Genomic DNA, 21,672 nt, shown 5'->3' with positions numbered 1-21,672 from the left:
TCGCGTCTGATGATGGTGACATGCAATCCGCAGAGCGCAAAGCGGGAACGCACACATCCATTCACATTCCGGTTAGTCCCCTGGGGTTTGCCCGGATGTCAGGCAGCCGCGTGCGCCCATCGCGCAAGGCATGCAGCCCGTGGTTTCCCGGAGCGGCCGAAGCCTGTATCGTGGCGTGACTGCCGCATCCGGAACACAGGCACGCCCTCAGAATGAACGATGCCGTCACCAAGCCCAAAACGAAGGTACGCACCAAGACCGAGCGTCCGCGGCTCTACAAGGTGATCCTCGTCAACGACGACTTCACGCCGCGCGATTTCGTGGTGATGATCCTGAAGGCGGAATTCAGCATGACCGAGGACCAGGCCTACAAGGTCATGATCACGGCGCATAAGCTCGGCGTCTGCGTGGTGGCCGTGTTCACCAAGGACGTCGCCGAGACCAAGGCGACGCGCGCGACCGATGCCGGCCGCGCCAAGGGATACCCGCTGCTGTTCACCACCGAGCCGGAGACCTAGAGCATGATCTTTCGGAAAACCGGTTTCCACCTTTCCGGATCGTGCTTCAGGCCGGAGAACTAATCCTCTTCGCGAAGCCCGAACACGCGCTGCTCCGTCGCAAGGCCCGCGATCGGGAACGCGCCGAGATCGGTCCATGGTTCGGCACAGGCTCCGGCGAAAGTCTCCGAGGCGACCACGGTGCGCCTCAGCCGCGCGGCGATCTTCTCCAGCCGGGCCGCAAGATTGACGGCCGGACCGATGCAGGTGAAATCGAGCCGGTTGCCGCCGCCGATATTGCCATAGAGCAGCCGTCCGACATGCAGCGCGACGCCGAAGCGGAAGCGTTCCCCGGTGCCGCCGGCCGCGTAATCGAGCGCATCGACGCGGGCCCGCGAGGCGCGCGCCGCCGCAAGGACGCGGGCGCAGACCTCGGTCGGATCGCCGCCCTGCTCGCGAAACGGAAACACGGCGAGCAGGCCGTCGCCCATGAACTTCAGCACCTCGCCGCCCTGCTCGCGGATCGGATCGACCTGGCAGTCGAAATAGTGGTTGAGGATCGCCACCACGTCCTCAGCCGGCAGGCGATCGGACAAGGGCGTGAAGCCGCGCAGATCCGACAGCCAGATCGCCGCATCCAGCGTATCGGTATGGCCTCGGCGGATCTGGCCGCCCAGGATGCGCTCGCCGGCGCGGTTGCCGACATAGGTGTCGAGCAGCATCGAGGCCGTACGTCGAAGCGTGACGATCTCGGTGTAGCGCGCCAAAGCCGGCATCAGCGAGCGAATTGCATTCAGATGCGCGTCGGTGAAGCCTGTTGGAGATTTGGTGGTCCAACTCGACGCGTGGACCGCACGGTCGATGAAGGTCAAAGGTAGAGTGAAATAGTCGGTCACGCCTTCGGCCCGCAGATCCATCAGGATCGGAAAGAGCTCGGCTTCCCGATCGCGAGGATCGGCCCTGAACTCGGTCCCCTGCTCGAACACGCGCGCAAGCGGGCTGTCCCTGTAGGCCGGCGTACTCTCGAAGCCGAAATCGACCGAGCCCATCTCGACCTCCGCTCCCTGGCGCCAGATGAAGCTGCGGCCGGCGATATCAGGATGAAGGGTGCGGACGAACACGCCCACGCGCCACAGCGGCACGCCGAGCCCGACCAGACGATCGCAGCATTCGGACATCATCTGGCTCGGCGTCGCCGCGGAACGCGCGCCGTCGACCAGCCAGTCCTTGATGTCCCGCAGCTTGGAAGTGTCCATGGGACGACACTAGGCGAGCAGCGTGGCAACAGCAAACAGCCGCGGCGGCAGCGTGCGGCTACCCCACCTGGCCGCGGTGGCGCAGCAGATGATCGGCCAGCACACAGGCCATCATCGCCTCGCCGACGGGAACCGCGCGGATGCCGACGCAGGGGTCGTGACGGCCCTTGGTCAGGATCTCGGTCTCCTGGCCTGAGCGGTCGACGGTCTGGCGCGGGGTGAGGATCGACGAGGTCGGCTTGACCGCGAAGCGCAGCACGATCGGCTGTCCCGTGGCGATGCCGCCGAGAATGCCGCCGGCATTGTTGGAGAGGAAGCGCGTGCCGTCATTGGCCGAGCGCATCTCGTCGGCGTTCTCCTCGCCGGTCAGCTCGGCCGCGCCGAAGCCGGCGCCGATCTCGACGCCCTTCACGGCGTTGATGCTCATCATCGCCGCGGCGAGATCGGCATCGAGCTTGCCGTAGAGCGGCGCGCCAAGTCCCGCCGGCACGCCCTCGGCGACGATCTCGAGCACGGCGCCGATCGACGAGCCGGACTTCCTGATGCCGTCGAGATAGTCCTCGAAGAACGCCGCCTTGTCCTTGTCAGGGCAGAAGAAGGGATTGCGCGCGACCTCGTCCCAGTCCCAGTTGCCGCGATCGATCTTGTGCGGACCCATCTGCACCAGCGCACCGCGCACCTTCACGTCGGGCAGGACCTTGCGCGCGATCGCGCCGGCGGCGACGCGCGTCGCGGTCTCGCGCGCCGAGGAACGACCGCCGCCGCGATAGTCGCGCAGGCCGTATTTGGCCTCGTAGGTGAAGTCGGCGTGACCGGGACGAAACTTGTCCTTGATCTCGGAATAGTCCTTGGAGCGCTGGTCGGTGTTCTCGATCAGGAGCGCGATCGGCGTGCCCGTGGTGACCTGCACGCCCGTGTCGGGATCAGCCATCACGCCGGACAGGATCTTCACCTGGTCCGGCTCCTGGCGCTGGGTGGTGAAGCGCGACTGGCCGGGACGGCGGCGGTCGAGATCGCGCTGGATCTCGTCGGCGGCGAGCGGGATCCGCGGCGGACAGCCGTCGACCACGCAGCCGATGGCCACGCCATGGCTCTCGCCGAAGGTGGTGACGCGGAACATGTGGCCGAAGGTGTTGAAGGACATGAGCTGATCACCCAACCGGAAAAACCATCATTCCGGGATGGTCAAGGACCAGACCGGACTCTCGAGATTCCGGGTTCGCCTCCGCGAGGCGCACCGGAACGACGGAGACAAACTAACTGTACTTCTCGAACCCGTTCTCACCGAACACATAGACCGCGCCCTGCTGGATCGGCAGGTCGACGGCGCCGTGCGGCGTCTCGAAGCCCAAGGCGACCATCAGCGCCCGCGCCGTGCCGCCATGGGCGACCGCCACGATATCGCCAGACAGCCCATCGTACCAGTCGCGCACGCGGCGCTCGACGTCGGCATAGGTCTCGCCGCCCTCGGGCGCCAGCGACCATTTGTCGGTCAGCCGCCTGGCATAGAAGGCGGGATCGGCCGCCTGCATTTCCGGCAACGTCGCCCCTTCCCATTTGCCGTAGCCGATCTCGCGCAGCCGGGCATCGAGCGCATAGCCCTCTGCTGGCAGGCTCAGGGTCTCGCGCACCAGCTCCATGGTCGCGCGGGCGCGGCTGAGGGGGCTAGCGACGTAGGGCAGGCGCGCCGCATCATGGCCGTTGCGCGCAGCGAGCTCGGCCAGGATGTTGCCGGCCTGCACCGCCTGCACCCGCCCGAGCGCGTTCAGCGGGATGTCCTGCGTGCCTTGCAGCCGGCCGAGCGCATTCCATTCCGTCTCGCCGTGGCGGATGTAGTAGATCGTGGGCCGTGGCATTGCGCGTTGACGTTATTCCTTGGCGCCGACGGAATTGCTGAGCGAGATGTCGGGCGCCTCGGGCCGCTTCATGCCGACGACATGATAGCCGGAATCGACGTGATGCACCTCGCCGGTGACGCCGCGCGACAGGTCGGACAAGAGATACAGCGCGCTGTCGCCGACCTCGTCGATGGTCACGGTCCGGCGCAGCGGCGCGTTGTATTCGTTCCACTTCAGGATGTAGCGGAAGTCGCCGATGCCCGAGGCGGCCAGCGTCTTGATAGGTCCTGCCGAGATCGCATTGACGCGGATGTTCTTCTCGCCGAGATCGGCGGCGAGATAGCGCACGCTGGCTTCCAGCGCGGCCTTGGCGACGCCCATCACGTTGTAGTGCGGCATCCACTTCTCGGCGCCGTAATAGGTCAAGGTGATGATCGAGCCGCCGTCGGTCATCAGCTTCTCGGCGCGCTGCGCGATCGCCGTCAGCGAGTAGCAGCTGATCAGCATGCTCTTGGAGAAATTGTCCTGCGTGGTTTCGATGTAGCGGCCGTCGAGCTGGTCCTTGTCGGAGAAGGCGATGGCGTGGACCACGAAATCGATCTGGCCCCACTTCTCCTTGAGCACGTCGAACACCGCGTCGATGGTCGTGGGATCGGTGACATCGCAATGGCCGAGCACGAGCCCGCCGAGCTCGGCCGCCAGCGGCTCGACCCGCTTCTTCAGCGCGTCGCCCTGGTAGGTCAACGCGATCTCCGCGCCGGCCGCGCGCGCGGCCTTGGCGATGCCCCAGGCGATCGAGCGGTTGTTGGCCACGCCAAGGACGACCCCGCGCTTGCCCTGCATCAAACCTGAAATCTGCGCCATGCGGCTTCCCATCGAACTGATTATTAAGGACTGGACGTACACCACCGGTCTGGCCCGGTACAGCCCCATTCCGCCCGCTCTGTGGCAAACTCCCCCGCAGGGCTTGCGGTCCGGAATACGCTGATCATCGCGGGGTTATGATCTTTGCAAGACGCCGGCTGCGGCCTGCGCCCTTGTCATCGCAGCGAACAGCCGCAGGGCATTCCATGAACGCGTTCCGCCAGAGCGTCGAGACCATGATTCCGGCACTGCGCCGTTATGCCCGGGCGCTGGCGCGCGACATGGACGCGGCCGACGAACTGGTCCAGGACACGCTGGTGCGGGCGCTGCGCTCGGAGCGGCTGTTCCTGGGCGGCGACATCAGGAGCTGGCTGTACACGATCCTGACCAATCTGAACAAGAACCGCCGGCGCTCCTTGGCGCGGCGGCCGCACTTCATGCCGCTCCAGGACGACAATGCCGACGCCAGCGGCACCGAGGCCGAGGGCCGGGACATCGAGCACGCGCTGGCGACCCTGGTGGAGGAGCAGCGCGCGGCGCTTCTCCTCGTCGTGCTCGAAGGCCTGAGCTACCGCGAGGTCGCCGACATCCAGGGTGTCCCAATCGGCACCGTGATGTCCCGCCTCGCCCGCGCCCGCGCCCATGTCCGTGCCGTGCTCGAGGGCGAGCGGCCGGCGCTGCGGAGGGTGAAATGACCACTGCACAAAAGCCGCCCTGCCATGTTCGGCTGCCCAAGCCTGCAGCGACCGTGCATCGCCGCAGCCGCCCGATTGCAACGAGATCCCGATGATGACCGAGCCGACCATTCCCGTCACCGAAGACGAGCTGCACGCCTATGTCGACAACGAGCTGCCGGCCGAGCGCCGCAGCGACGTCGAGCGCTGGCTGGCCGCGCATCCGGCGGACGCCGAGCGGGTGCAATCCTGGCGCAGCATGGCTGAGGCGCTCCATGCCCGCTACGATTCGATCGTCAACGAGCCGGTGCCGCCGCGGCTCGACCTCGACGGTCTGGAGCGCCGGCCGCGGCGCTGGGTCGTCGCGGCCATGGCGGCAAGCGTGGCGGCCTTCGCGGTCGGCGGCGCGGTCGGCTGGGTCGCGCGTGGCGCCGCGTCCTCGCCGTCGCCGCTGCAGGCCCTCGCCGGCGAGGCGCTCGATGCGCACCGACTCTACGTCGTGGAGGTGCGCCATCCGGTCGAGGTTCCTGGCGACGAGAAGGCCCATCTGCAGCAATGGCTGACGCGGCGCTGCGGTCGCACCGTGCAGGCGCCGGAGCTGGAAACCACCGGGCTGAAGCTCGTCGGCGGCCGGCTGCTGCCGGGGCCGACCGGCCCGGCGTCCTTCCTGATGTACGAGAGCACCTCCGGCGAGCGCTTCACGGTGTATGCGACCAAGGTCGGGATCGAGGCGGCCGAGATGCGCTATACGGCGCAGGGCAACACCGCCGCACTCTCATGGGCGGAGCGCGGCGTCAGCTACGTCGTCAGCGGCAGCAGTGACCGGACGCGTCTCACCCAGGTCGCGCGCCTTGTTTATGACCAGACCGAACGGGCGGGCGGCTAGCGGCGGACCAGTGCCCGATCTCGCGAGGTGCCGGCCTCGGCGCGATTACGGCCGGGATCAGAAGCGTTTGCAGGATGGCCGCGAGCGCTGCCCGAGAGGATCCTGATCCCCGCATGGCTCAGGCGGGAGACACGCCAGGGTCGGCGCCGCAATTCGGTCACCGGAAATCTGGAATCAGGTCACCGGCACGTCTCAATATAGCGCCAAATGTTCACGAAAAAATGAGGAGTGTTCGATCCGCCGATCGACACGGAAGCGGCCTCGATTGGGGTTTTGTACCGCGCTGGTCCCCCTTTCGAGGCCGCACTTTTTTCTCAGCTTTCCAGCTCGTCCTTCAGCTTTCAGCCGAGTCGTCCGCAACGCGCAACCTCAGGAGAGGTTGCTGCGCGGATTGTAGGGATGACGGTCGCGCCATTTGGTCATCAGGGCCTCGAGCTCGGCGTCGTTGCCATCGGGCAGCACGATCCGGGTGGTGACGAACAGATCGCCGGCCGAGCCGTCGCTCTTGGGCAGGCCCTTGCCCTTGAGCCGGAAGGTCCGGCCGCTGGAGGTGTTCTTCGGGATCGACAGCTCGACCGCGCTGCCGAGAGTCGGCGCCCTCACCTTGGCGCCCAGGACCGCCTCGTAAAGCGTGATCGGCAGATCGAGCCTGAGGTCGCTGCCCTCGACCTTGAAGAACGGATGCGGCGCGATCTGGATCGTGATCAGGAGATCACCCGGCCGGTGTCCGGGCGCGCTCTCACCCTGCCCCTTCAGCCTAATCTGCTGGCCGGCGGTGACGCCGGCGGGGACCTTGACGTTGAGCTCCTTGCCCGACGGCAGCCGCACCCGCTTCTCGCCGCCATTGACGGACTCCTCGAGCGAGACCGACATTGCAACCTTCAGATCGAGGTCGAGGCCGACACCGCCGGTATCGAACTCGAACGAGCCGCCGCCGCCGCGTGCACCGCGCGCGCCGGCGCCGCCGAACATGCTGTTCAGAATGTCCTCGAATCCGCCACCGCCGAAGCCGCCGCCCGGCCCGCCGCCGCTGCGGAAGGTATAGCTCTCGAAGCCGCCCCCCGGCCCGCCGCGGCCGGCGCCGCCCCCGGGAAAGCCCTGGAAGCGCGGCTTGCCGTCAGCGTCGATCTCCCCGCGATCGAACTGCTTGCGCTTCTCCTCGTCGCCCAGGATCTCGTTGGCCGAATTGATCTCGGCAAACCGCGCCGATGCCTTCGGGTCATCCTTGTTGCTGTCGGGATGATGCTTCTTGGCGAGCTTGCGATAGGCGCTCTTGATGGCCGCAGCGCTGGCGCTTCGCGGCACCCCCAAGACCTCATAGGGGTCGCGCATCCGTCACGTCTCCTTACAGAAAGTCAGATACTAACCTATGGGCTCCCCGCCCGCTTCGCATTTCATCTGGGGAGTCCGTTGTATTTTTGCAACGGGTTCCAGACGACCCCGGCTAGCTTTGCTGCCAGGGTTTGAGCGTCTGGATGTCCCAGCGCCCACGCTCGATACGACACGCCGAGCCCTGCAGCCAGCGTTCCGTCTTGCCGTTGACGTAGCTCGCCAGGAAATCGCGGCACGCGCGGCCGTCGTCGGCCGTGTAGGACTTGGCGATCGGCGTCACCGAGCCGCGGGCGCCGGTCTGCGGATTCTGCCACGGCTGGCTGGAATCCTTGCTCCCCTTGGTCAGCACGTCCGACGCGGCGTTGCGGGCAAAAGCGAGATCGGCTTCGGTCGGCTCGCGCTCGGGCGGCGGGCTGACCGCGCCGGTGATCTCCGCATCGTCCATCTTGGCAAAGGCCGTTTCAGGGCGCGACAGGCTGCAGCCGCCGCCGGACAGGCCGATTAGAATGAGTGTCAAAGCCGTGCCGGCATGACCGATCGCGGATAGGCCAAGTCGGACCGATGCCCTATATAGGGCCGGACCAGAATGGACTTGCACGCGCCTGGCCGCGGGTGAACGCAAAACTCGGACTCCCCATACACATGACCGACCCCACGAGCATCAAACACCAGACAACCTTAACATCCGGTACATCGGCCGATTTTACCCAGGCCGGCGAGCCGTTTGCGCTGTTTGCGGCGTGGTTTGCCGAAGCCGGCAAGAGCGAGCCCAACGATCCGAATGCGATGGCGCTGGCAACGGTCGACGACAGCGGGCTGCCTGACGTGCGCATGGTGCTGATGAAGGGCTATGACGAGGACGGCTTCGTCTTCTACAGCCACAAGGCCAGCCAGAAGGGCCGCGAGCTCGCCGCCAATCCGAAGGCCGCGCTGCTGTTTCACTGGAAGTCGCTGCGCCGCCAGGTCCGCATCCGCGGCCTCGTGGCGCCGGTGACCGACGAAGAGGCCGACGCCTATTTCGCGACCCGGCCGAAGCAGGCGCAGCTCGGCGCCTGGGCCAGCAAGCAGTCGCAGCCGCTGGAGAGCCGCTTCGCGTTCGAGCAGGCGATCGCCAAGGTCGCCGCGCAATACATCATCGGCGAGGTGCCGCGCCCGCCAGGATGGAGCGGCTGGCGCATCACGCCCGTCAGCATGGAGTTCTGGCACGACCGGCCATTCCGCCTGCACGACCGCATCGAATTCCGGCGCGAGGCTTCGGGCCGGCCGTGGACCAAGGTGCGGATGTATCCGTAGGGGATCGCCGCGCGGGCTTGCGCCCGGCCTCCAGGCGTCCGATGCGCCAACGAATCGCCATCGCGCGCGTGAATCAGGCGCCGAACGCACAACCATTGTGGTAAGTTGATCCCGTCCGGGATCGTGAAAGACGCAGTTCATGCCGACCTCTTCCAATCAGCCACGGCGCACGATGCTGCTGACCGGTGCCAGCCGCGGCATCGGTCATGCCACCGTGATCCGCTTCTCATCAGCCGGCTGGCGCGTCCTCACCTGCTCGCGGCACCCCTTTCCCGAAGAATGCCCGTGGGGCGCCGGCCCCGAGGACCACGTCCAGGTCGACCTGTCCGATCCCCAGGACACCGTGCGCGCGATCGCCGAGATCAAACAGCGGATCGACGGCGGCGAGCTGCACGCGCTGGTCAACAACGCCGCGATCTCGCCGAAGGGCGCGGGCGGTGCCCGGCTCGGCACCGTCGACACCGACCTCGACACCTGGAATCACGTCTTCCGCGTCAACTTCTTCGCGCCGATCATGATGGCGCGCGGCCTGATCAAGGAGCTGAAGGCGGCCAGGGGCTCCGTCGTCAACGTCACCTCGATCGCCGGCTCGCGCGTGCATCCCTTCGCCGGCGCGGCCTACGCGACCTCCAAGGCGGCGCTGGCCGCCCTGACCCGCGAGATGGCGTCGGATTTCGGCCGGGTTGGCGTCCGCGTCAACTCGATCGCGCCGGGCGAGATCGACACCTCGATCCTGTCGCCGGGCACCGAGAAGATCGTGCAGGAGCAGATCCCGATGCAGCGCCTCGGCACGCCCGACGAGGTCGCCAAGATCATCTACGTGCTGTGCTCGGAGACCAGCTCCTACGTGAACGGCGCCGAGATCCACATCAACGGCGGCCAGCACGTCTGAGGCAATCGACGCGGAGACGCTTGCCCGTGTTCGATTTGGTTCATGGCGGCTTGCCACGTTCGGCAAGTTCCGGATGACCGCGCGAAGGCGTGATTAACGCCATCTCCGAAGATCGATACGGACCTACCGACCACCACAAACAAGACAGCGCTCCCGGAGGGAACGCTGTTCATGGGATGGGATCGGCGTACTGAATTTCCAATCACTGGCCGCGCAGACGGCATTGCCTGAATACCGTCACGTCGAGAACGGTCGTTCAGCCTTCGCACACCAAACCGCGCAGAATCTGCGCGGCGCGCCAGCGCAGGCGGTCGGACTCGACGTTGAGGGCGCTGGAGCAATCATCGTCGCGCTCGTCCTCCTCGAGATCGGCGCCGCAGTAGCGGCAGGTGCGCGGCGACAGCGCATGGGCCACGACGATGTCGGCGCGGCTGCGCTGATAGCTGGCAAGATCGATCACGTTGTTCGATGCCATTATGCGTTTCTCAACCATTGCCGCCGCCTCTTGGATAAGGCGCGATGAACGCGCCCTCGAGCTCTGCCTTGCATGCCACGCGCCGAGGCGCTCGTTGTTTGTCATGCTGGTGCAGATTTATCGCAGAGAAGTTTCGATCAAACGTTCAGCGTTCCCATCAAATTTTACCTGAGGAATTGGGGCGGCTTTGCAGCGGCATTGCAGCCGGCCTAACAAGTATTTCCTATTATGTGTTGCATCTCACCGCTTGTGTCACCTGAGGTGCATAGCGACGGACTCTGCCCCGCAGCTAACAACGGGGCGCGAATGAGGCATCACCTGGAATGACGGCACAATGCCGCAGGCCTCGCCCAGATCTGTCGCCAGAGCCTGGATTTTCAGGCCAGCGGCACTACAGCCACTTCTTCAATTTGAAGATGTAGTACGGCACGATCGCGCAGATCAGCATCAGCACCAGCGCCATCGGATAGCCGTGCACCCATTCGAGCTCCGGCATCATCTTGAAGTTCATGCCGTAGATCGATGCGATCAAGGTCGGCGGCATCAGCACCACCGCCATCACCGAGAACAGCTTGATGATGTTGTTCTGCTCGAGGTTGACGACACCGAGCATCGCATCCAGCACGAAGGTGATCTTGCCCGCGAGATAGGACGCGTGGTCGGTCAGCGAGGCGACGTCGCGCTGCATGGTCTTGAGCTGCTCGCGCATATCCTTCGACCACTTCACGCCTTCGACGACAGCAGAGAGAAACGTGACGAGACGGCCGATCGACACCAGGCTCTCACGCACCTTCGAGGTCAGGTCGCCCTTGCGCCCGATCGCGATCAGGATCTGCGAATACTGCTTGGCGTGTCCGTGACGCTCATTGTTCGGCTCGAAGATCTCGTGGCTGACCTGGTCGATATCGGCCCCGACCTTCTCGAGAATGTCGGCGCAGCGGTCGATTACCGCATCGAGCAACTCCATCAGCACCATCTCGCCGGTGATCCCGGGCGCACAGTTGCGAGCGAGCTTGGCCTCCACCACGGCGAACGGTCGCGGCTGGTCGTAGCGGACCGTCACCAGACGGTGGCCCGCCAGGATGAAGGTGACGGCGGTGGTCCTGGGCATATCGGAGTCCGAGTGACACATCAGCGTAGCCGTCATGTAGCGGGCGCCGTTCTCGATGTAGAGACGGCTGGAGATCTCGATCTCCTGCATGTCCTCGCGGGTCGGCACCGCGATCCCGGCCAGCTTTTCGACGGCCCGGTCCTCGGCACTGCTGGGGTTCACCAGGTCGACCCAGACCGCATTGTCGGGCAGAGCCGCGGGATCGGTGATCGCCATCTTCTTCAGCGCGGTTTCGGACGGGACGAACACCGAGAACATGGACAAACTCCGAATCGCGAAACCTGAATTTCGGGGACTTAGCGGTGGGATGCTGCCGCCTTGTGACGCAGCTTGCGAGTCCGGTCCATCGGCTTTTCGCGCCAATGCTCCGCGGCCTCTCGCGCGGCGCCGAGGGGGAGCTGACCGTGCCATTCGAAGCACAGCTGTGGATGACTGCCCGCAACTTTGCGGCAAAAAAGCAACAATCGCGGCGCTGCAGCGTGACCTGTGCGTGTATCGGCTGGAATTGAGAACGATTTTGACGATAATGGGACATGTGGAATCGCGCTGCAGTGGCGCGGCCGTGTCATTGCAACGTCAGCTGTCGATTGGAATTGGTGACATGTCGCTGAAGGTGAAACTCGGACTCCTGGCCGCCGGCCTGATGCTGTCGGGCTGCATGCAGGCCACGACGTACGAGGCGACCAACACCCAGGCCTTCAAGCCGAAGGACAAGGAACTTCTCGCGAAGATCCGCTACACCAACACGCCGGTGGCCGAGCCCTATCGGCGCGCGATCGTCGACTATCACCGCAAGGAAGCTCCGGGCTCGATCGTCGTCGATTCCGACAGCCACTACCTCTATTACGTGCTGGATGGCGGCAAGGCGATCCGCTACGGCATCACCGTCGGCGAAGAGGCCATGGCCTGGTCGGGCATCGCCAAGGTCGGCGCCATGACCGAGTGGCCGGCTTGGCATCCGACCAAGGGCGAGATCGAGCGGCTGGGCGTTCCGACCTTCGTCGCCCCGGGCCCCGACAATCCGATGGGCTCGCGCGCGATGTACCTCTATGCCAACGGCAAGGACACGCTGTTCCGCATCCACGGCACCAACCAGCCGGAATATATCGGCGCCTCGATCTCCTCGGGATGCATCCGCCTGACGAACGAGGACGCGATCGACCTCTATAACCGGGTGAAGGTCGGCACCATCGTCGTGGTCCTCGATCCGAAGAAGGGTGATTCGCCCTACAAGCCGCAGATGGCGCTGCAGGGCGGGGGCACCTACGCTGCGATGCAGTGAGCCTCGGCTGAAGCCGGCACGATATCAAAAAGCCGAGAAACGCGTTTAGCAGCCTTTCCAAGGGCGCCGGTCACCCGGCGCCTTTTGTTTTGGGGGCTAGAACAATCCGCGGAAAGGATCCCAGCCACGACGGCTGTGATGGCGCGTCCGAGAAGCCGGCTTCGACGGCGAAGCCCGACCCACGCGGGGACTGTTCTGTGCGCGCTGGTCCCGCCCGGCTGCATTCCGCACCGTGTCGGAAGCTGCGGTCGGCGCGCGCGCCTCTGCCGCGGAGCTTCCGGGCTCTTGCTGTTCAGGCGCCGACTGGGACGCGGTCCGCCGGCTGCGGGCCGTTGCAGCGGGCTTTGTGGCCGGAGGCCCTGCTTCCGCGTCGGCCCGTCGGGAGCCGTCGTCAGCAGAAGGATTCTCCGCTGCGGCCGAGGGGTCGGCCTTCCTCTCGTCGGCGCCGGCGCGACCGCCGTCGTTGTGCTCGGCTTTGGTGCTCGGACTCTTCCGGGCGTTTTCGGTGCCGGCCTGCGCGGTCTCGCGTGGCGGCGCGTCTTCGGGTCTGGCGGCGGGCATCAGGGGCGCGACCTTCGGCAGCGGATCCAACACGTCCCATTGGCAGATCCGGTAATTGTTCCGCCGCTCCATCAGGTCGAGATGGATGTGATCCTCGTGGTACCAGTCGGAGTCGGGGCCGAGCACCGTGGAGAAATGGGTGCACACCGCGTGCAGCACCGCCTCGCGCAAATCGCGCGGCTGGGTGCGGTCGGTGAGATCGACCAGGCGGCCGTCGGCCAGCTTGAACCCTTGGACGTCCAGCGCATTGGCACGGCCGTGCTCCGATAACTGCGCGCCGCTGACATTGTTGCGGCCGCGACACTGATATGAATCGAAATTGTCGAGCGCGGTGACCGCGCTGCCGAGCCGCTCGGCCAGCGGCGCCACGTCGTTGCGCACCCAGTTGACGACCGCGGTCGCCATCGGACAACGCATGGTCGCCGCGGGCGTCAGCGCCACCCTGCGCTTGTCAGGCAGCACCACCGCCTCCAGCCGCACCAGGTCCTCGCCGCCGCAGCCGCCAGGCCCCTTGATCGGCGGAATCGATGGCGCGATCGCGACCTCTTCGGTCAGGGCCAGCCGGCAGGCCGAAGGCGGCGGCGGGGCTTGGGCATCCGCCTTCGGACCGCCGCTGGCCGCGTCGCGCGGAGCGGCATCCTCACCCTTGGCCGCCTGCCGCGCCGGCGCGTCGGCTGGCCGCGGCTGCGGAAGCCGCACCTTGGCAACGTCGTCGGCCGGCTTCGCTGCGGGCTCAGAGGCCGCGGGCGGGCTGCGGTGCGCCGATTTCGCGGCCGCCGCCGGCACCGCCATGAGCCAGCTCAATGCGATCGCCACGGCCACAGCGCTAACCATCACGCCCGGCGCGACGTCGTGGCCATCACAAGCCCATTTGCGTCGGGTGCGGCGCGCGCTAAAATTGACCAAAGAGACCAAAAGACCCTCGCTGCAAGCGAATACCGGAGGAACGACCTGATGCTTGGTTTGATGCAAGACTGGCCCCTGCTTTGTCACCGGATCATCGAGCATGCGGCGACAATCCACGGCTCCCAGGAGGTCGTGACCCGCTCGGTCGAAGGCCCCATCGTTCGCACCACCTATCGGCAAATCCACGACCGCGCTCTCAAGGTCTCGCAGAAGCTGACGCGCGACGGCATCAAGCTGGGCGACCGCGTCGCCACCATCGCCTGGAATACCGGCCGTCATCTCGAGGTCTGGTACGGCATCATGGGAATCGGCGCGATCTGTCACACGGTCAATCCGCGCCTGTTTCCCGAGCAGATCGGCTGGATCATCAACCATGCCCAGGACCGCATCGTCATCACCGATCTGACGTTCGTGCCGATCCTCGAGAAGCTCGCCGACAAGCTGCCGAGCGTCGAGCGCTACATCGTGCTGACCGACGCCGCGCACATGCCGCAGACGACGCTCAAGAATGCCGTCGCCTACGAATCGTGGATCGGCGAGGCCGACGGCGATTTCGCCTGGGGGACCTTCGACGAGAACACCGCAGCCGCGATGTGCTACACGTCCGGGACCACCGGTGATCCGAAAGGTGTGTTGTATTCGCATCGGTCCAACGTGCTGCATGCGTTGATGGCCAATAGCCGGGATTCACTCGGTACGTCCGCAGCAGACACAATGCTTCCGGTGGTTCCGCTGTTCCATGCCAACAGCTGGGGCATTGCCTTCTCCGCTCCCTCGATGGGCACCAAGCTGGTGATGCCCGGCCCCAAGCTCGACGGCGCGTCGGTCTACGAGCTGCTCGACACCGAGAAGGTGACCTACACCGCCGGCGTGCCGACGGTGTGGCTGATGCTGCTGCAGCACATGCAGGCGCATAACCTCAAACTGCCGCATCTGAAGATGGTCGTGTGCGGCGGCTCGGCGATGCCGCGCTCGATGATCCAGGCCTTCCTCGACATGGGCATCGGCGTGCGCCATGCCTGGGGCATGACCGAGATGAGCCCGATCGGCACGCTCGCCACCCTGAAGCCGCCGTTCCTCGCCGCCGACGGCGACGCCAAGCTCGATGTGCTGCAGACCCAGGGCTTCCCGCCGTTCGGGGTCGAGATGAAGATCACCGACGATGCCGGCACCGAGTTGCCGTGGGACGGCAAGACCTTCGGCCGGCTCAAGGTGTCCGGTCCCGCGGTGTCGAAGGCCTACTACAAGGTCGACAGCAACATCCTCGACGATGAAGGCTTCTTCGACACCGGCGACGTCGCCACCGTCGATGAACATGGCTACATGCGCATCACCGACCGCTCCAAGGACGTCATCAAGTCCGGCGGCGAATGGATCTCCTCGATCGACCTCGAGAATCTCGCCGTCGGCCATCCCGCCGTCGCCGAGGCTGCCGTCATCGGCGTCTATCATCCGAAATGGGACGAGCGCCCGCTGCTGATCGTGCAGTTGAAGCCCGGCCAGACCACGACGCGCGAGGACATCCTGAAATACATGGAAGGCAAGATCGCCAAATGGTGGATGCCCGATGACGTCGCCTTCGTCGACGGCATCCCGCACACGGCAACGGGCAAGATCCTGAAGACTGCGCTGCGCGACCAGTTCAAGAGCTATCGCTTCCCCAACGCCGCCGCCTAGCAACAACTCCCGCTCCGCGCGAGACTCACGGCCCCTGCGCCCCCGCGGGGGCCGTTTGCGTTCCGCGCAAAAAGTTCCATCGCCCTCGCCTCGACCAAAGGCGAATAGGAAGCCCATGGGCGCGTTCCTAAGGTCCGGCACCATAAAAAACGAGGGAACGCCACCATGCGAAAATCAACCCGCCTGCTGCCCTGGCTGCTGGGAGCATCACTGGCCGCCACGGCCGCTCACGCCGCTGGCAACAAGGTCGTGATCGGCGACATCGACGACATGTCCGGGCTCTATGCCGACGTGATCGGGCCGGGCGGGGTCGAGGCTGCAAAGATGGCGATCGAGGATTTCGGCGGCAGCGTGCTCGGCAACAAGATCGAGTTCATGGAGAGCGATCATCAGAACAAGCCGGACGTCGGCGCCCAGAAGTTGCGCGAGTGGGCCGATCGCGACGGGGTCACCATGATCCTCGGCGGCTCCAACACGGGGGTCAGCCTCGCGATGGCCAACGCCGCCAAGGAGAAGAAAATACCGTTCATCGCGATCGGTGCCGCCGGCGCCTCGCTAACCGGCAAGGACTGCACGCCCTACACCGTCCACTACGCCTACGATACGACCTCGCTCGCCAACGGCACCGCCAAGACCATGGTCAGCCAGGGCGGCAAGAGCTGGTTCTTCCTGACCGCCGACTACGCCTTCGGCACCCAGTTGCAGGAAGCCGCGTCCAAGGTGGTCGAGGCCAATGGCGGCAAGGTGGTCGGAGCGGTCCGCGTGCCGCTCTCCACGTCGGATTTCTCCAGCTATCTGCTGCAGGCGCAGGGCTCGGGCGCGCAGGTTCTGGGCCTCGCCAATGCCGGCAACGACTTCACGAACTCGATCAAGGCCGCGGATGAATTCGGCATCGCCAAGACGATGAAGCCGGCGGCGCTGCTCGCCTTCATCAGCGACATCCACAGTCTCGGCCTGAAGACCGCGCAGGGTCTCTATCTCACCACCGGCTGGTATTGGGACCTCAACGACAAGACCCGCGCCTTCGCGAAGCGCTACTACGAAAAGACCAAGCGCGAGCCGACCATGAACCAGGCCGCCTACTACTCGGCGACGATCACCTATCTCAATGCCGTGAAGGCGGCCGGCACCACCGAGTCCGACAAGGTCATGGACCAGCTGCGCAATATGAAGATCGACGACATGTTCACGTCGAACGGCAAGATCCGCGCCGACGGCCTGATGGAGCATGAGATGTACATCATGCAGGTCAAGAAGCCGGAGGAGTCGAAGTACCCCTGGGACTACTACAAGCTGATCCAGACGATGTCCGGCGAGGAGGCGTTCGGCAAGCTTTCGGAGTCCGCCTGCCCGCTGGTGCATTCGCACTGAGCATCCGGCGCAAGCCTGACCAAGACAGCCGCGGCCCCTTCCCCTTTGGCGGGGCCGTGGCGTTGCGTGCCGCCGTGGCGTTGACGTGGCGCAAGGCGGGCATGCCGGACCGCATCTAGAAGGTGGGCATGAGTTCAAGAGCGCGCCTCCCAGCGTCCACGACATGGCGCGACATACCGTCGACGGTGCTGACGCTCGGGCTGGTATCGCTCCTGATGGATATCTCCTCGGAGCTGATCCATGCGCTGCTGCCGGTCTTCCTCGCGACCGTGGTCGGCGCCTCCACGGTGACCATCGGCCTGATCGAAGGCGTGTCCGAGGCGACCGCCGCAATCACCAAGGTATTCTCCGGCGCACTGTCCGACCGCATTGGCAAGCGCAAGCTGCTGGTCGCAATCGGCTATGGGCTGGCGGCTTTGACCAAGCCGGTGTTTCCGCTCGCCAGCACATCATGGCAGATCCTCGCGGCGCGCTTCGTCGACCGCATCGGCAAGGGCATCCGCGAGGCGCCGCGCGACGCGCTGATCGCCGACGTCACGCCGGAAGGCATCCGCGGCGCGAGCTACGGCCTGCGCCAGGCGCTCGACACGATCGGCGCCTTTGCCGGTCCCCTCCTCGCCGTGGCGCTGATGGCGCTCTACGCCGACGACTTCCGGGCGGTGTTCTGGTGGTCGGCGCTGCCGGCCACGCTTGCCGTGCTGCTGATCCTGTTCGGCCTGCGCGAGCCGGCGCAGACCGCGCCTGCGGCGCGCCGGGACTGGCCGGTCCATGCGCGCGAGCTGCGCCGGCTGCCATCGGCCTATTGGATCGTGGTCGCCACCGGCGCGGTGTTCGCGTTGGCCCGCTTCAGCGAGGCGTTCCTGGTGCTGAAGGCGCAGGCCGACGGCCTCGCTCTCGCCCTGATCCCGTTGGTCTACGTGCTGATGAACCTGATCTATGCCGGCGTCGCCATGCCCGCCGGCATCCTCTCCGACCGCATCGGCCGCAACAACGTGCTGACCTGCGGCCTCGTGGTGCTGACAGCCGCCGACCTGACGCTGGCCTTCGTGCCCGGCCTGATCGGCACCGCGATCGGCGTCGCGCTGTGGGGCCTCTACCTCGGGCTGTCGCAGGGGCTGCTGTCGGCAATGGTCGCCGATACCGCCCCGCCGGATCTGCGCGGCACCGCGTTCGGCCTGTTCAACCTTGTGACCGGCGCTGCGCTGCTGATCGCGAGCCTGCTGGCGGGATCGCTGTGGCACGCCTATGGGTCGCAGGCGACGTTCACGACCGGCGCAGCCTTCTCAATCGCAACCGTCCTGTTGATGCTGACGGCGTTGCGCAGCCGCCCAGACCGAGCCGTCTGACGCGGTCTCCGCATCAACCGCCTTCTCCGGGCCAAACGCCTCTTGAATTTACGCCATCCGCGTGGTCTCACACGGGGTGATCCGGCCGCCCGGCAACGCAGGCAGCGGCCCAACCCCGGCAGTTCCTGACACGATGGCACGCAGGTTTCACGCCCCCTATCTGTCGGAGCCGATCTCCAGCCTCGCGACCTGGACCCGCAATCTGGCGGTGTTCTCGGTCGTCGCCGTGCTGGTCTCGATCCTGATCCTGCGCTTCGATTTTCTGGAGATGAAGCCGGCGCTGGCGACGTTCTTCGGCGCGCTGGGGCTCGCCGTGCTGTCGATCCTGCTCGGGCTTGCCGCCTTCGTCGCGATCTGGCGCAACGGCAGCCGCGGCATGAGCCGGATCCTGCTCGCCTTCATGATCGATGCCGTGGTGCTGGCCTATCCGGCCTACCTCGCGCTCCAGTACCGCAAGCTGCCGAAGATCTACGACATCACCACCGACCCGATCGATCCGCCGCGCTTCGAGGCTTTGGCGCCGCTCCGCAACGGCGACGGCACCAACACGGCCGTCTATGCCGGGCTGTATTCAGCCGAGCAGCAGCAGAAATTCTATCCGGACATCGAGCCGGTGCAGATCGAACTGCCGCCCGATCGCGCCTACGCGATCGCCCTGAAGCTGGTCAACCGGCGCAAATGGTTCGTGGTCGACGAACGCGCGCCGCAGCCGCCGCGCCGCATCGGCCGCATCGAGGCGGTCGCACGCACGCCGATCATGGGCTTCCGCGAGGACATCTCGATCCGCATCCAGCCCGACGGCGAGGATTCCCGCGTCGACGTCCGCTCCGCCTCGCGCTATTTCGAGTCAGATATCGGCAGCAATGCCGCGCGCGTGGCCAAGCTGATCGAGGACCTGTCCAACGCCGGCGAGGCCGAGGCGCAGAAGCCGGTGAAGAAGGTCACGCCGCCGCCGGTAGCGGCGAAGGGCAATGCGAAGACGGTGAAGAAGTGAGCGGGGCGAATGGCGAATAGGGAGTAGCGAATAGGGAATGAAGTCTTCCCGGCTCGCACTCTTCCCCTACTCGCTATTCCCTATTCGCTACACCAGCCGATACGTCCCGCCGATCACCGGATCACCTTCCGTCGCGACTACGCCGCGGGCGACGAGGTCTTCCAGATGGGCCAGCACGGAATAGCCGGCCGCGGTGGTGAGCCGTGGATCGATGCCGATATAGATCGCGCGCACCATGGTCGGGATGTCGGCCTCGCCCTTGGCGAGGCGGTGCAGGATCGAGGCCTCGCGGGCCTGGCGGTGGCGCATCAGGAAGCGCGTGTAGCGCGGTCCCTCCGGAATTTCCGGACCGTGACCTGAGAAATACAGTTCCTCGGGCCGCGCGGCGAGCCGCTCCAGCGAAGCCATGTAGTCGACCATCGAACCATCGGGCGGCGCCACGATCGACGTCGCCCAGCCCATGACGTGATCGCCGACGAAGGTGGTGCTGCGCTCGGTCCAGGCGAAGGCGAGATGGTTGGCCGTATGGCCCGGCGTCGCCACGGCCTCGACCCGCCAGCCCCGCCCTTCGATCACATCGCCGTCAGCAACGGTGACATCCGGCGCAAAGTCGCGGTCGACGCCGGATTCCGGACTGTGCTTCTCACTCTCGTAGCGCGGCCGCGAGGCGCGATGCGGGCCCTCGGCATAGACGGTGGCGCCCGTCGCGGCCTTCAGCCGGCCGGTGTTCGGCGAGTGATCGCGATGCGTGTGCGTCACCAGGATGTGCGTGACGGTCTCGCCTCTGATGGCATCGAGCAGCGCCTGCGCATGGGCCTCGTTGTCCGGACCCGGATCGATGATCGCGACGTTGCCGGTCCCCACGATGTAGCTGACCGTGCCGGTGAAGGTGAACGGACTCGGATTGTTGCAGAGGACGCGGCGAATGCCCGGGCGGACCTGCTCGACGACGCCCGCCCGAAGCGGGAAGTTGCGGTTGAACGGGACATCGTCGTTGTCGGCCATACCGTGGCTTGCCTTTGCAAGGGGTAGATCGCCTGCCCCACTTTCCGCCGTCATACCCCGCGAAAGCGGGGTATCCAGTACTCCGTCACTTCTCGGCTGAACATTCTCGTCTCGGCGTACTGGATCGTCCGCCTTTGCGGACGATGACAGTTCAGGACTCAAGGCCCCTCCCCCGAGAACGACCAGGCGAATTAGAAAAACGCCTGAATGCCGGTGATGGCGCGGCCGAGGATCAGCGCGTGGACGTCGTGCGTGCCCTCGTAGGTATTGACCGTCTCGAGGTTGGCGGCGTGGCGCATCACCTGATACTCGATCGAGATGCCGTTGCCGCCATGCATGTCGCGCGCGACGCGGGCGATGTCGAGCGCCTTGCCGCAATTGTTGCGCTTGACGATCGAGATCATCTCCGGGGCCATCTTGCCCTCGTCCATCAGGCGGCCGACGCGAAGCGACGCCTGCAGGCCGAGCGCGATCTCGGTCTCCATGTCGGCAAGCTTCTTCTGGACCAGCTGCGTGGCAGCCAGCGGCTTGCCGAACTGCTTGCGGTCGAGCGTGTACTGGCGAGCGCGATGCATGCAATCCTCGGCGGCACCGAGCACGCCCCAGGAGATGCCGTAGCGGGCGCGGTTGAGGCAGCCGAATGGCCCCTTGAGGCCGGACACGTTGGGCAGCAGCGCGCTCTCCGGCACCACCACGCCGTCCATCACGACCTCGCCGGTGATCGAGGCGCGCAAGGAGAGCTTGCCGCCGATCTTCGGCGCCGACAGGCCCTTCATGCCCTTCTCGAGGATGAAGCCACGGATCTGGTTGTCATGCGCGGCCGACTTGGCCCACACCACGAACACGTCGGCGATCGGCGCGTTCGAGATCCACATCTTGCTGCCGGTCAGGCGATAGCCGTCGGCCACCTTCTCGGCACGCGTCTTCATGCCGGCCGGATCGGAGCCGGCATCCGGCTCGGTCAGGCCGAAGCAGCCGACCCACTCGCCGCTGGCGAGCTTCGGCAGATATTTCTTGCGCTGGCTCTCGTCGCCATAGGCATAGATCGGATACATCACCAGCGAGGACTGCACCGAGTTCATCGAGCGGTAGCCGGAATCGACGCGCTCGATCTCGCGTGCCACGAGGCCATAGGCGACGTAGCTCGCATTGGCGCAGCCATATTCCTCCGGCAAGGTGATGCCGATCAGGCCGAGCTCGCCCATCTCGTTGAAGATCTCGCGGTCGGTCTTCTCCTCGAGATAGGCCTTGGTCACGCGCGGCAGCAGCTTGTCCTGGGCGTAGGCGCGCGCGGTGTCACGCACCATGCGCTCGTCCTCGGTCAGCTGATCGTCCAGCAGGAAGGGATCGTCCCACTGGAAGCTCGACTGGGCCGGCTTGTCCTTTGCCTGAGGGCGCGCGCTCATGAATGG

At 65.8% G+C, this 21,672-nt stretch carries 21 protein-coding genes; 10 read left to right on the top strand and 11 right to left on the bottom strand.

Annotated features, from left to right (window positions below; all coding sequences use genetic code 11):
- Window positions 1–212 precede the first annotated feature (212 nt).
- Window positions 213–518, top strand: coding sequence for an ATP-dependent Clp protease adapter ClpS (gene clpS, locus ACQR0U_RS19140; RefSeq protein WP_315715536.1), 306 nt, complete (start codon window positions 213–215; stop codon window positions 516–518).
- A 59-nt stretch (window positions 519–577) separates the two neighbouring features.
- On the opposite strand, the gene ACQR0U_RS19135 is transcribed toward clpS, so the two are convergent.
- The 4 genes from ACQR0U_RS19135 to fabI form a co-directional block, all read right to left on the bottom strand.
- Entirely contained in the window at window positions 578–1,753 is a 1,176-nt protein-coding gene (locus ACQR0U_RS19135; RefSeq protein ID WP_316185985.1) for an adenylate/guanylate cyclase domain-containing protein, read from the bottom strand.
- Window positions 1,754–1,811: 58 nt separating this feature from the next.
- Window positions 1,812–2,897, bottom strand: coding sequence for a chorismate synthase (gene aroC / locus ACQR0U_RS19130; RefSeq protein ID WP_315715534.1), 1,086 nt, complete (start codon window positions 2,895–2,897; stop codon window positions 1,812–1,814).
- A gap of 112 nt (window positions 2,898–3,009) precedes the next feature.
- Complete coding sequence (locus ACQR0U_RS19125) at window positions 3,010–3,609, bottom strand: histidine phosphatase family protein (protein WP_315715533.1); 600 nt, start codon at window positions 3,607–3,609, stop codon at window positions 3,010–3,012.
- A gap of 12 nt (window positions 3,610–3,621) precedes the next feature.
- Window positions 3,622–4,455 (bottom strand): enoyl-ACP reductase FabI, encoded by an 834-nt coding sequence (gene fabI / locus ACQR0U_RS19120; RefSeq protein ID WP_315715532.1) that lies wholly within the window; start codon window positions 4,453–4,455, stop codon window positions 3,622–3,624.
- A gap of 206 nt (window positions 4,456–4,661) precedes the next feature.
- On the opposite strand from fabI, the gene ACQR0U_RS19115 reads away from it, so the two are divergent.
- Complete coding sequence (locus tag ACQR0U_RS19115) at window positions 4,662–5,150, top strand: sigma-70 family RNA polymerase sigma factor (protein WP_315752062.1); 489 nt, start codon at window positions 4,662–4,664, stop codon at window positions 5,148–5,150.
- Between the two features lie 91 nt (window positions 5,151–5,241).
- Complete coding sequence (locus ACQR0U_RS19110; RefSeq protein ID WP_316171900.1) at window positions 5,242–6,015, top strand: anti-sigma factor family protein; 774 nt, start codon at window positions 5,242–5,244, stop codon at window positions 6,013–6,015.
- 369 nt (window positions 6,016–6,384) lie between these two features.
- On the opposite strand, the gene ACQR0U_RS19105 is transcribed toward ACQR0U_RS19110, so the two are convergent.
- On the bottom strand, window positions 6,385–7,347 hold the full coding sequence (locus tag ACQR0U_RS19105) for a DnaJ C-terminal domain-containing protein (protein WP_315828080.1): 963 nt from the start codon (window positions 7,345–7,347) through the stop codon (window positions 6,385–6,387).
- A gap of 112 nt (window positions 7,348–7,459) precedes the next feature.
- Entirely contained in the window at window positions 7,460–7,864 is a 405-nt protein-coding gene (locus ACQR0U_RS19100) for an RT0821/Lpp0805 family surface protein (protein WP_316204000.1), read from the bottom strand.
- Window positions 7,865–7,989: 125 nt separating this feature from the next.
- Here ACQR0U_RS19100 and pdxH point away from each other — a divergent pair, with 125 nt between their 5' ends.
- A complete protein-coding gene (pdxH, locus tag ACQR0U_RS19095; protein ID WP_315715527.1) occupies window positions 7,990–8,640 on the top strand; it encodes a pyridoxamine 5'-phosphate oxidase in 651 nt (216 codons plus the stop codon).
- A 139-nt stretch (window positions 8,641–8,779) separates the two neighbouring features.
- A complete protein-coding gene (locus ACQR0U_RS19090; RefSeq protein ID WP_316171898.1) occupies window positions 8,780–9,532 on the top strand; it encodes an SDR family NAD(P)-dependent oxidoreductase in 753 nt (250 codons plus the stop codon).
- Window positions 9,533–9,788: 256 nt separating this feature from the next.
- Here ACQR0U_RS19090 and ACQR0U_RS19085 read toward each other — a convergent pair whose 3' ends face one another.
- Entirely contained in the window at window positions 9,789–10,007 is a 219-nt protein-coding gene (locus tag ACQR0U_RS19085; RefSeq protein ID WP_409998659.1) for a hypothetical protein, read from the bottom strand.
- 391 nt (window positions 10,008–10,398) lie between these two features.
- A complete protein-coding gene (locus ACQR0U_RS19080; protein WP_315715525.1) occupies window positions 10,399–11,376 on the bottom strand; it encodes a magnesium transporter CorA family protein in 978 nt (325 codons plus the stop codon).
- 343 nt (window positions 11,377–11,719) lie between these two features.
- Here ACQR0U_RS19080 and ACQR0U_RS19075 point away from each other — a divergent pair, with 343 nt between their 5' ends.
- Window positions 11,720–12,400, top strand: a complete 681-nt coding sequence (locus ACQR0U_RS19075) for a L,D-transpeptidase (RefSeq protein ID WP_011925214.1) — start codon at window positions 11,720–11,722, stop codon at window positions 12,398–12,400.
- Window positions 12,401–12,496: 96 nt separating this feature from the next.
- On the opposite strand, the gene ACQR0U_RS19070 is transcribed toward ACQR0U_RS19075, so the two are convergent.
- Window positions 12,497–13,969 (bottom strand): extensin family protein, encoded by a 1,473-nt coding sequence (locus tag ACQR0U_RS19070; RefSeq protein ID WP_434872217.1) that lies wholly within the window; start codon window positions 13,967–13,969, stop codon window positions 12,497–12,499.
- On the opposite strand from ACQR0U_RS19070, the gene ACQR0U_RS19065 reads away from it, so the two are divergent.
- The 4 genes from ACQR0U_RS19065 (at window position 13,916) to ACQR0U_RS19050 (ending at window position 19,255) form a co-directional block, all read left to right on the top strand.
- The gene (locus tag ACQR0U_RS19065) at window positions 13,916–15,544 is read left to right on the top strand and encodes a fatty-acid--CoA ligase (RefSeq protein ID WP_315752068.1); all 1,629 of its coding nucleotides are present in this window, start codon (window positions 13,916–13,918) and stop codon (window positions 15,542–15,544) included. The two genes, ACQR0U_RS19070 and ACQR0U_RS19065, sit on opposite strands and share 54 nt — an antisense overlap.
- 165 nt (window positions 15,545–15,709) lie before the next feature.
- Window positions 15,710–16,915, top strand: coding sequence for an ABC transporter substrate-binding protein (locus tag ACQR0U_RS19060; RefSeq protein ID WP_316171896.1), 1,206 nt, complete (start codon window positions 15,710–15,712; stop codon window positions 16,913–16,915).
- A gap of 128 nt (window positions 16,916–17,043) precedes the next feature.
- Window positions 17,044–18,261, top strand: a complete 1,218-nt coding sequence (locus ACQR0U_RS19055; RefSeq protein ID WP_316192115.1) for an MFS transporter — start codon at window positions 17,044–17,046, stop codon at window positions 18,259–18,261.
- Between the two features lie 133 nt (window positions 18,262–18,394).
- Window positions 18,395–19,255: a DUF1499 domain-containing protein gene (locus ACQR0U_RS19050; RefSeq protein WP_315828076.1), complete on the top strand. Its 861-nt coding sequence runs from the start codon at window positions 18,395–18,397 to the stop codon at window positions 19,253–19,255.
- An 87-nt stretch (window positions 19,256–19,342) separates the two neighbouring features.
- On the opposite strand, the gene ACQR0U_RS19045 is transcribed toward ACQR0U_RS19050, so the two are convergent.
- Window positions 19,343–20,260 carry an MBL fold metallo-hydrolase gene (locus tag ACQR0U_RS19045; protein WP_316192116.1) on the bottom strand — a complete coding sequence of 306 codons (918 nt, stop codon included), beginning with the start codon at window positions 20,258–20,260 and terminating at the stop codon, window positions 19,343–19,345.
- 191 nt (window positions 20,261–20,451) lie between these two features.
- A complete protein-coding gene (locus ACQR0U_RS19040) occupies window positions 20,452–21,666 on the bottom strand; it encodes an acyl-CoA dehydrogenase (RefSeq protein WP_315715517.1) in 1,215 nt (404 codons plus the stop codon).
- Window positions 21,667–21,672 lie beyond the last annotated feature (6 nt).

This window comes from Bradyrhizobium sp. HKCCYLRH3097 (assembly GCF_051167875.1).
Classification (GTDB): domain Bacteria; phylum Pseudomonadota; class Alphaproteobacteria; order Rhizobiales; family Xanthobacteraceae; genus Bradyrhizobium.
Note: the sequence above shows the minus strand (reverse complement) of the source record. Positions and strands in the feature narration are given on the sequence as shown.

What these genes read in the sequence shown, in the direction of transcription:
- ACQR0U_RS19045 (WP_316192116.1), bottom strand. Translation starts at nt 20,260, where the DNA reads ATGGCCGACAACGACGATGTCCCGTTCAACCGCAACTTCCCGCTTCGG.
- ACQR0U_RS19125 (WP_315715533.1), bottom strand. Translation starts at nt 3,609, where the DNA reads ATGCCACGGCCCACGATCTACTACATCCGCCACGGCGAGACGGAATGG.
- ACQR0U_RS19115 (WP_315752062.1), top strand. Translation starts at nt 4,662, where the DNA reads ATGAACGCGTTCCGCCAGAGCGTCGAGACCATGATTCCGGCACTGCGC.
- clpS (WP_315715536.1), top strand. Translation starts at nt 213, where the DNA reads ATGAACGATGCCGTCACCAAGCCCAAAACGAAGGTACGCACCAAGACC.
- pdxH (WP_315715527.1), top strand. Translation starts at nt 7,990, where the DNA reads ATGACCGACCCCACGAGCATCAAACACCAGACAACCTTAACATCCGGT.
- ACQR0U_RS19105 (WP_315828080.1), bottom strand. Translation starts at nt 7,347, where the DNA reads ATGCGCGACCCCTATGAGGTCTTGGGGGTGCCGCGAAGCGCCAGCGCT.
- ACQR0U_RS19050 (WP_315828076.1), top strand. Translation starts at nt 18,395, where the DNA reads ATGGCACGCAGGTTTCACGCCCCCTATCTGTCGGAGCCGATCTCCAGC.
- fabI (WP_315715532.1), bottom strand. Translation starts at nt 4,455, where the DNA reads ATGGCGCAGATTTCAGGTTTGATGCAGGGCAAGCGCGGGGTCGTCCTT.
- ACQR0U_RS19135 (WP_316185985.1), bottom strand. Translation starts at nt 1,753, where the DNA reads ATGGACACTTCCAAGCTGCGGGACATCAAGGACTGGCTGGTCGACGGC.
- ACQR0U_RS19040 (WP_315715517.1), bottom strand. Translation starts at nt 21,666, where the DNA reads ATGAGCGCGCGCCCTCAGGCAAAGGACAAGCCGGCCCAGTCGAGCTTC.
- ACQR0U_RS19075 (WP_011925214.1), top strand. Translation starts at nt 11,720, where the DNA reads ATGTCGCTGAAGGTGAAACTCGGACTCCTGGCCGCCGGCCTGATGCTG.
- ACQR0U_RS19065 (WP_315752068.1), top strand. Translation starts at nt 13,916, where the DNA reads ATGCTTGGTTTGATGCAAGACTGGCCCCTGCTTTGTCACCGGATCATC.
- ACQR0U_RS19080 (WP_315715525.1), bottom strand. Translation starts at nt 11,376, where the DNA reads ATGTTCTCGGTGTTCGTCCCGTCCGAAACCGCGCTGAAGAAGATGGCG.
- aroC (WP_315715534.1), bottom strand. Translation starts at nt 2,897, where the DNA reads ATGTCCTTCAACACCTTCGGCCACATGTTCCGCGTCACCACCTTCGGC.
- ACQR0U_RS19090 (WP_316171898.1), top strand. Translation starts at nt 8,780, where the DNA reads ATGCCGACCTCTTCCAATCAGCCACGGCGCACGATGCTGCTGACCGGT.
- ACQR0U_RS19070 (WP_434872217.1), bottom strand. Translation starts at nt 13,969, where the DNA reads ATGCTCGATGATCCGGTGACAAAGCAGGGGCCAGTCTTGCATCAAACC.
- ACQR0U_RS19085 (WP_409998659.1), bottom strand. Translation starts at nt 10,007, where the DNA reads ATGGCATCGAACAACGTGATCGATCTTGCCAGCTATCAGCGCAGCCGC.
- ACQR0U_RS19055 (WP_316192115.1), top strand. Translation starts at nt 17,044, where the DNA reads ATGAGTTCAAGAGCGCGCCTCCCAGCGTCCACGACATGGCGCGACATA.
- ACQR0U_RS19060 (WP_316171896.1), top strand. Translation starts at nt 15,710, where the DNA reads ATGCGAAAATCAACCCGCCTGCTGCCCTGGCTGCTGGGAGCATCACTG.
- ACQR0U_RS19110 (WP_316171900.1), top strand. Translation starts at nt 5,242, where the DNA reads ATGATGACCGAGCCGACCATTCCCGTCACCGAAGACGAGCTGCACGCC.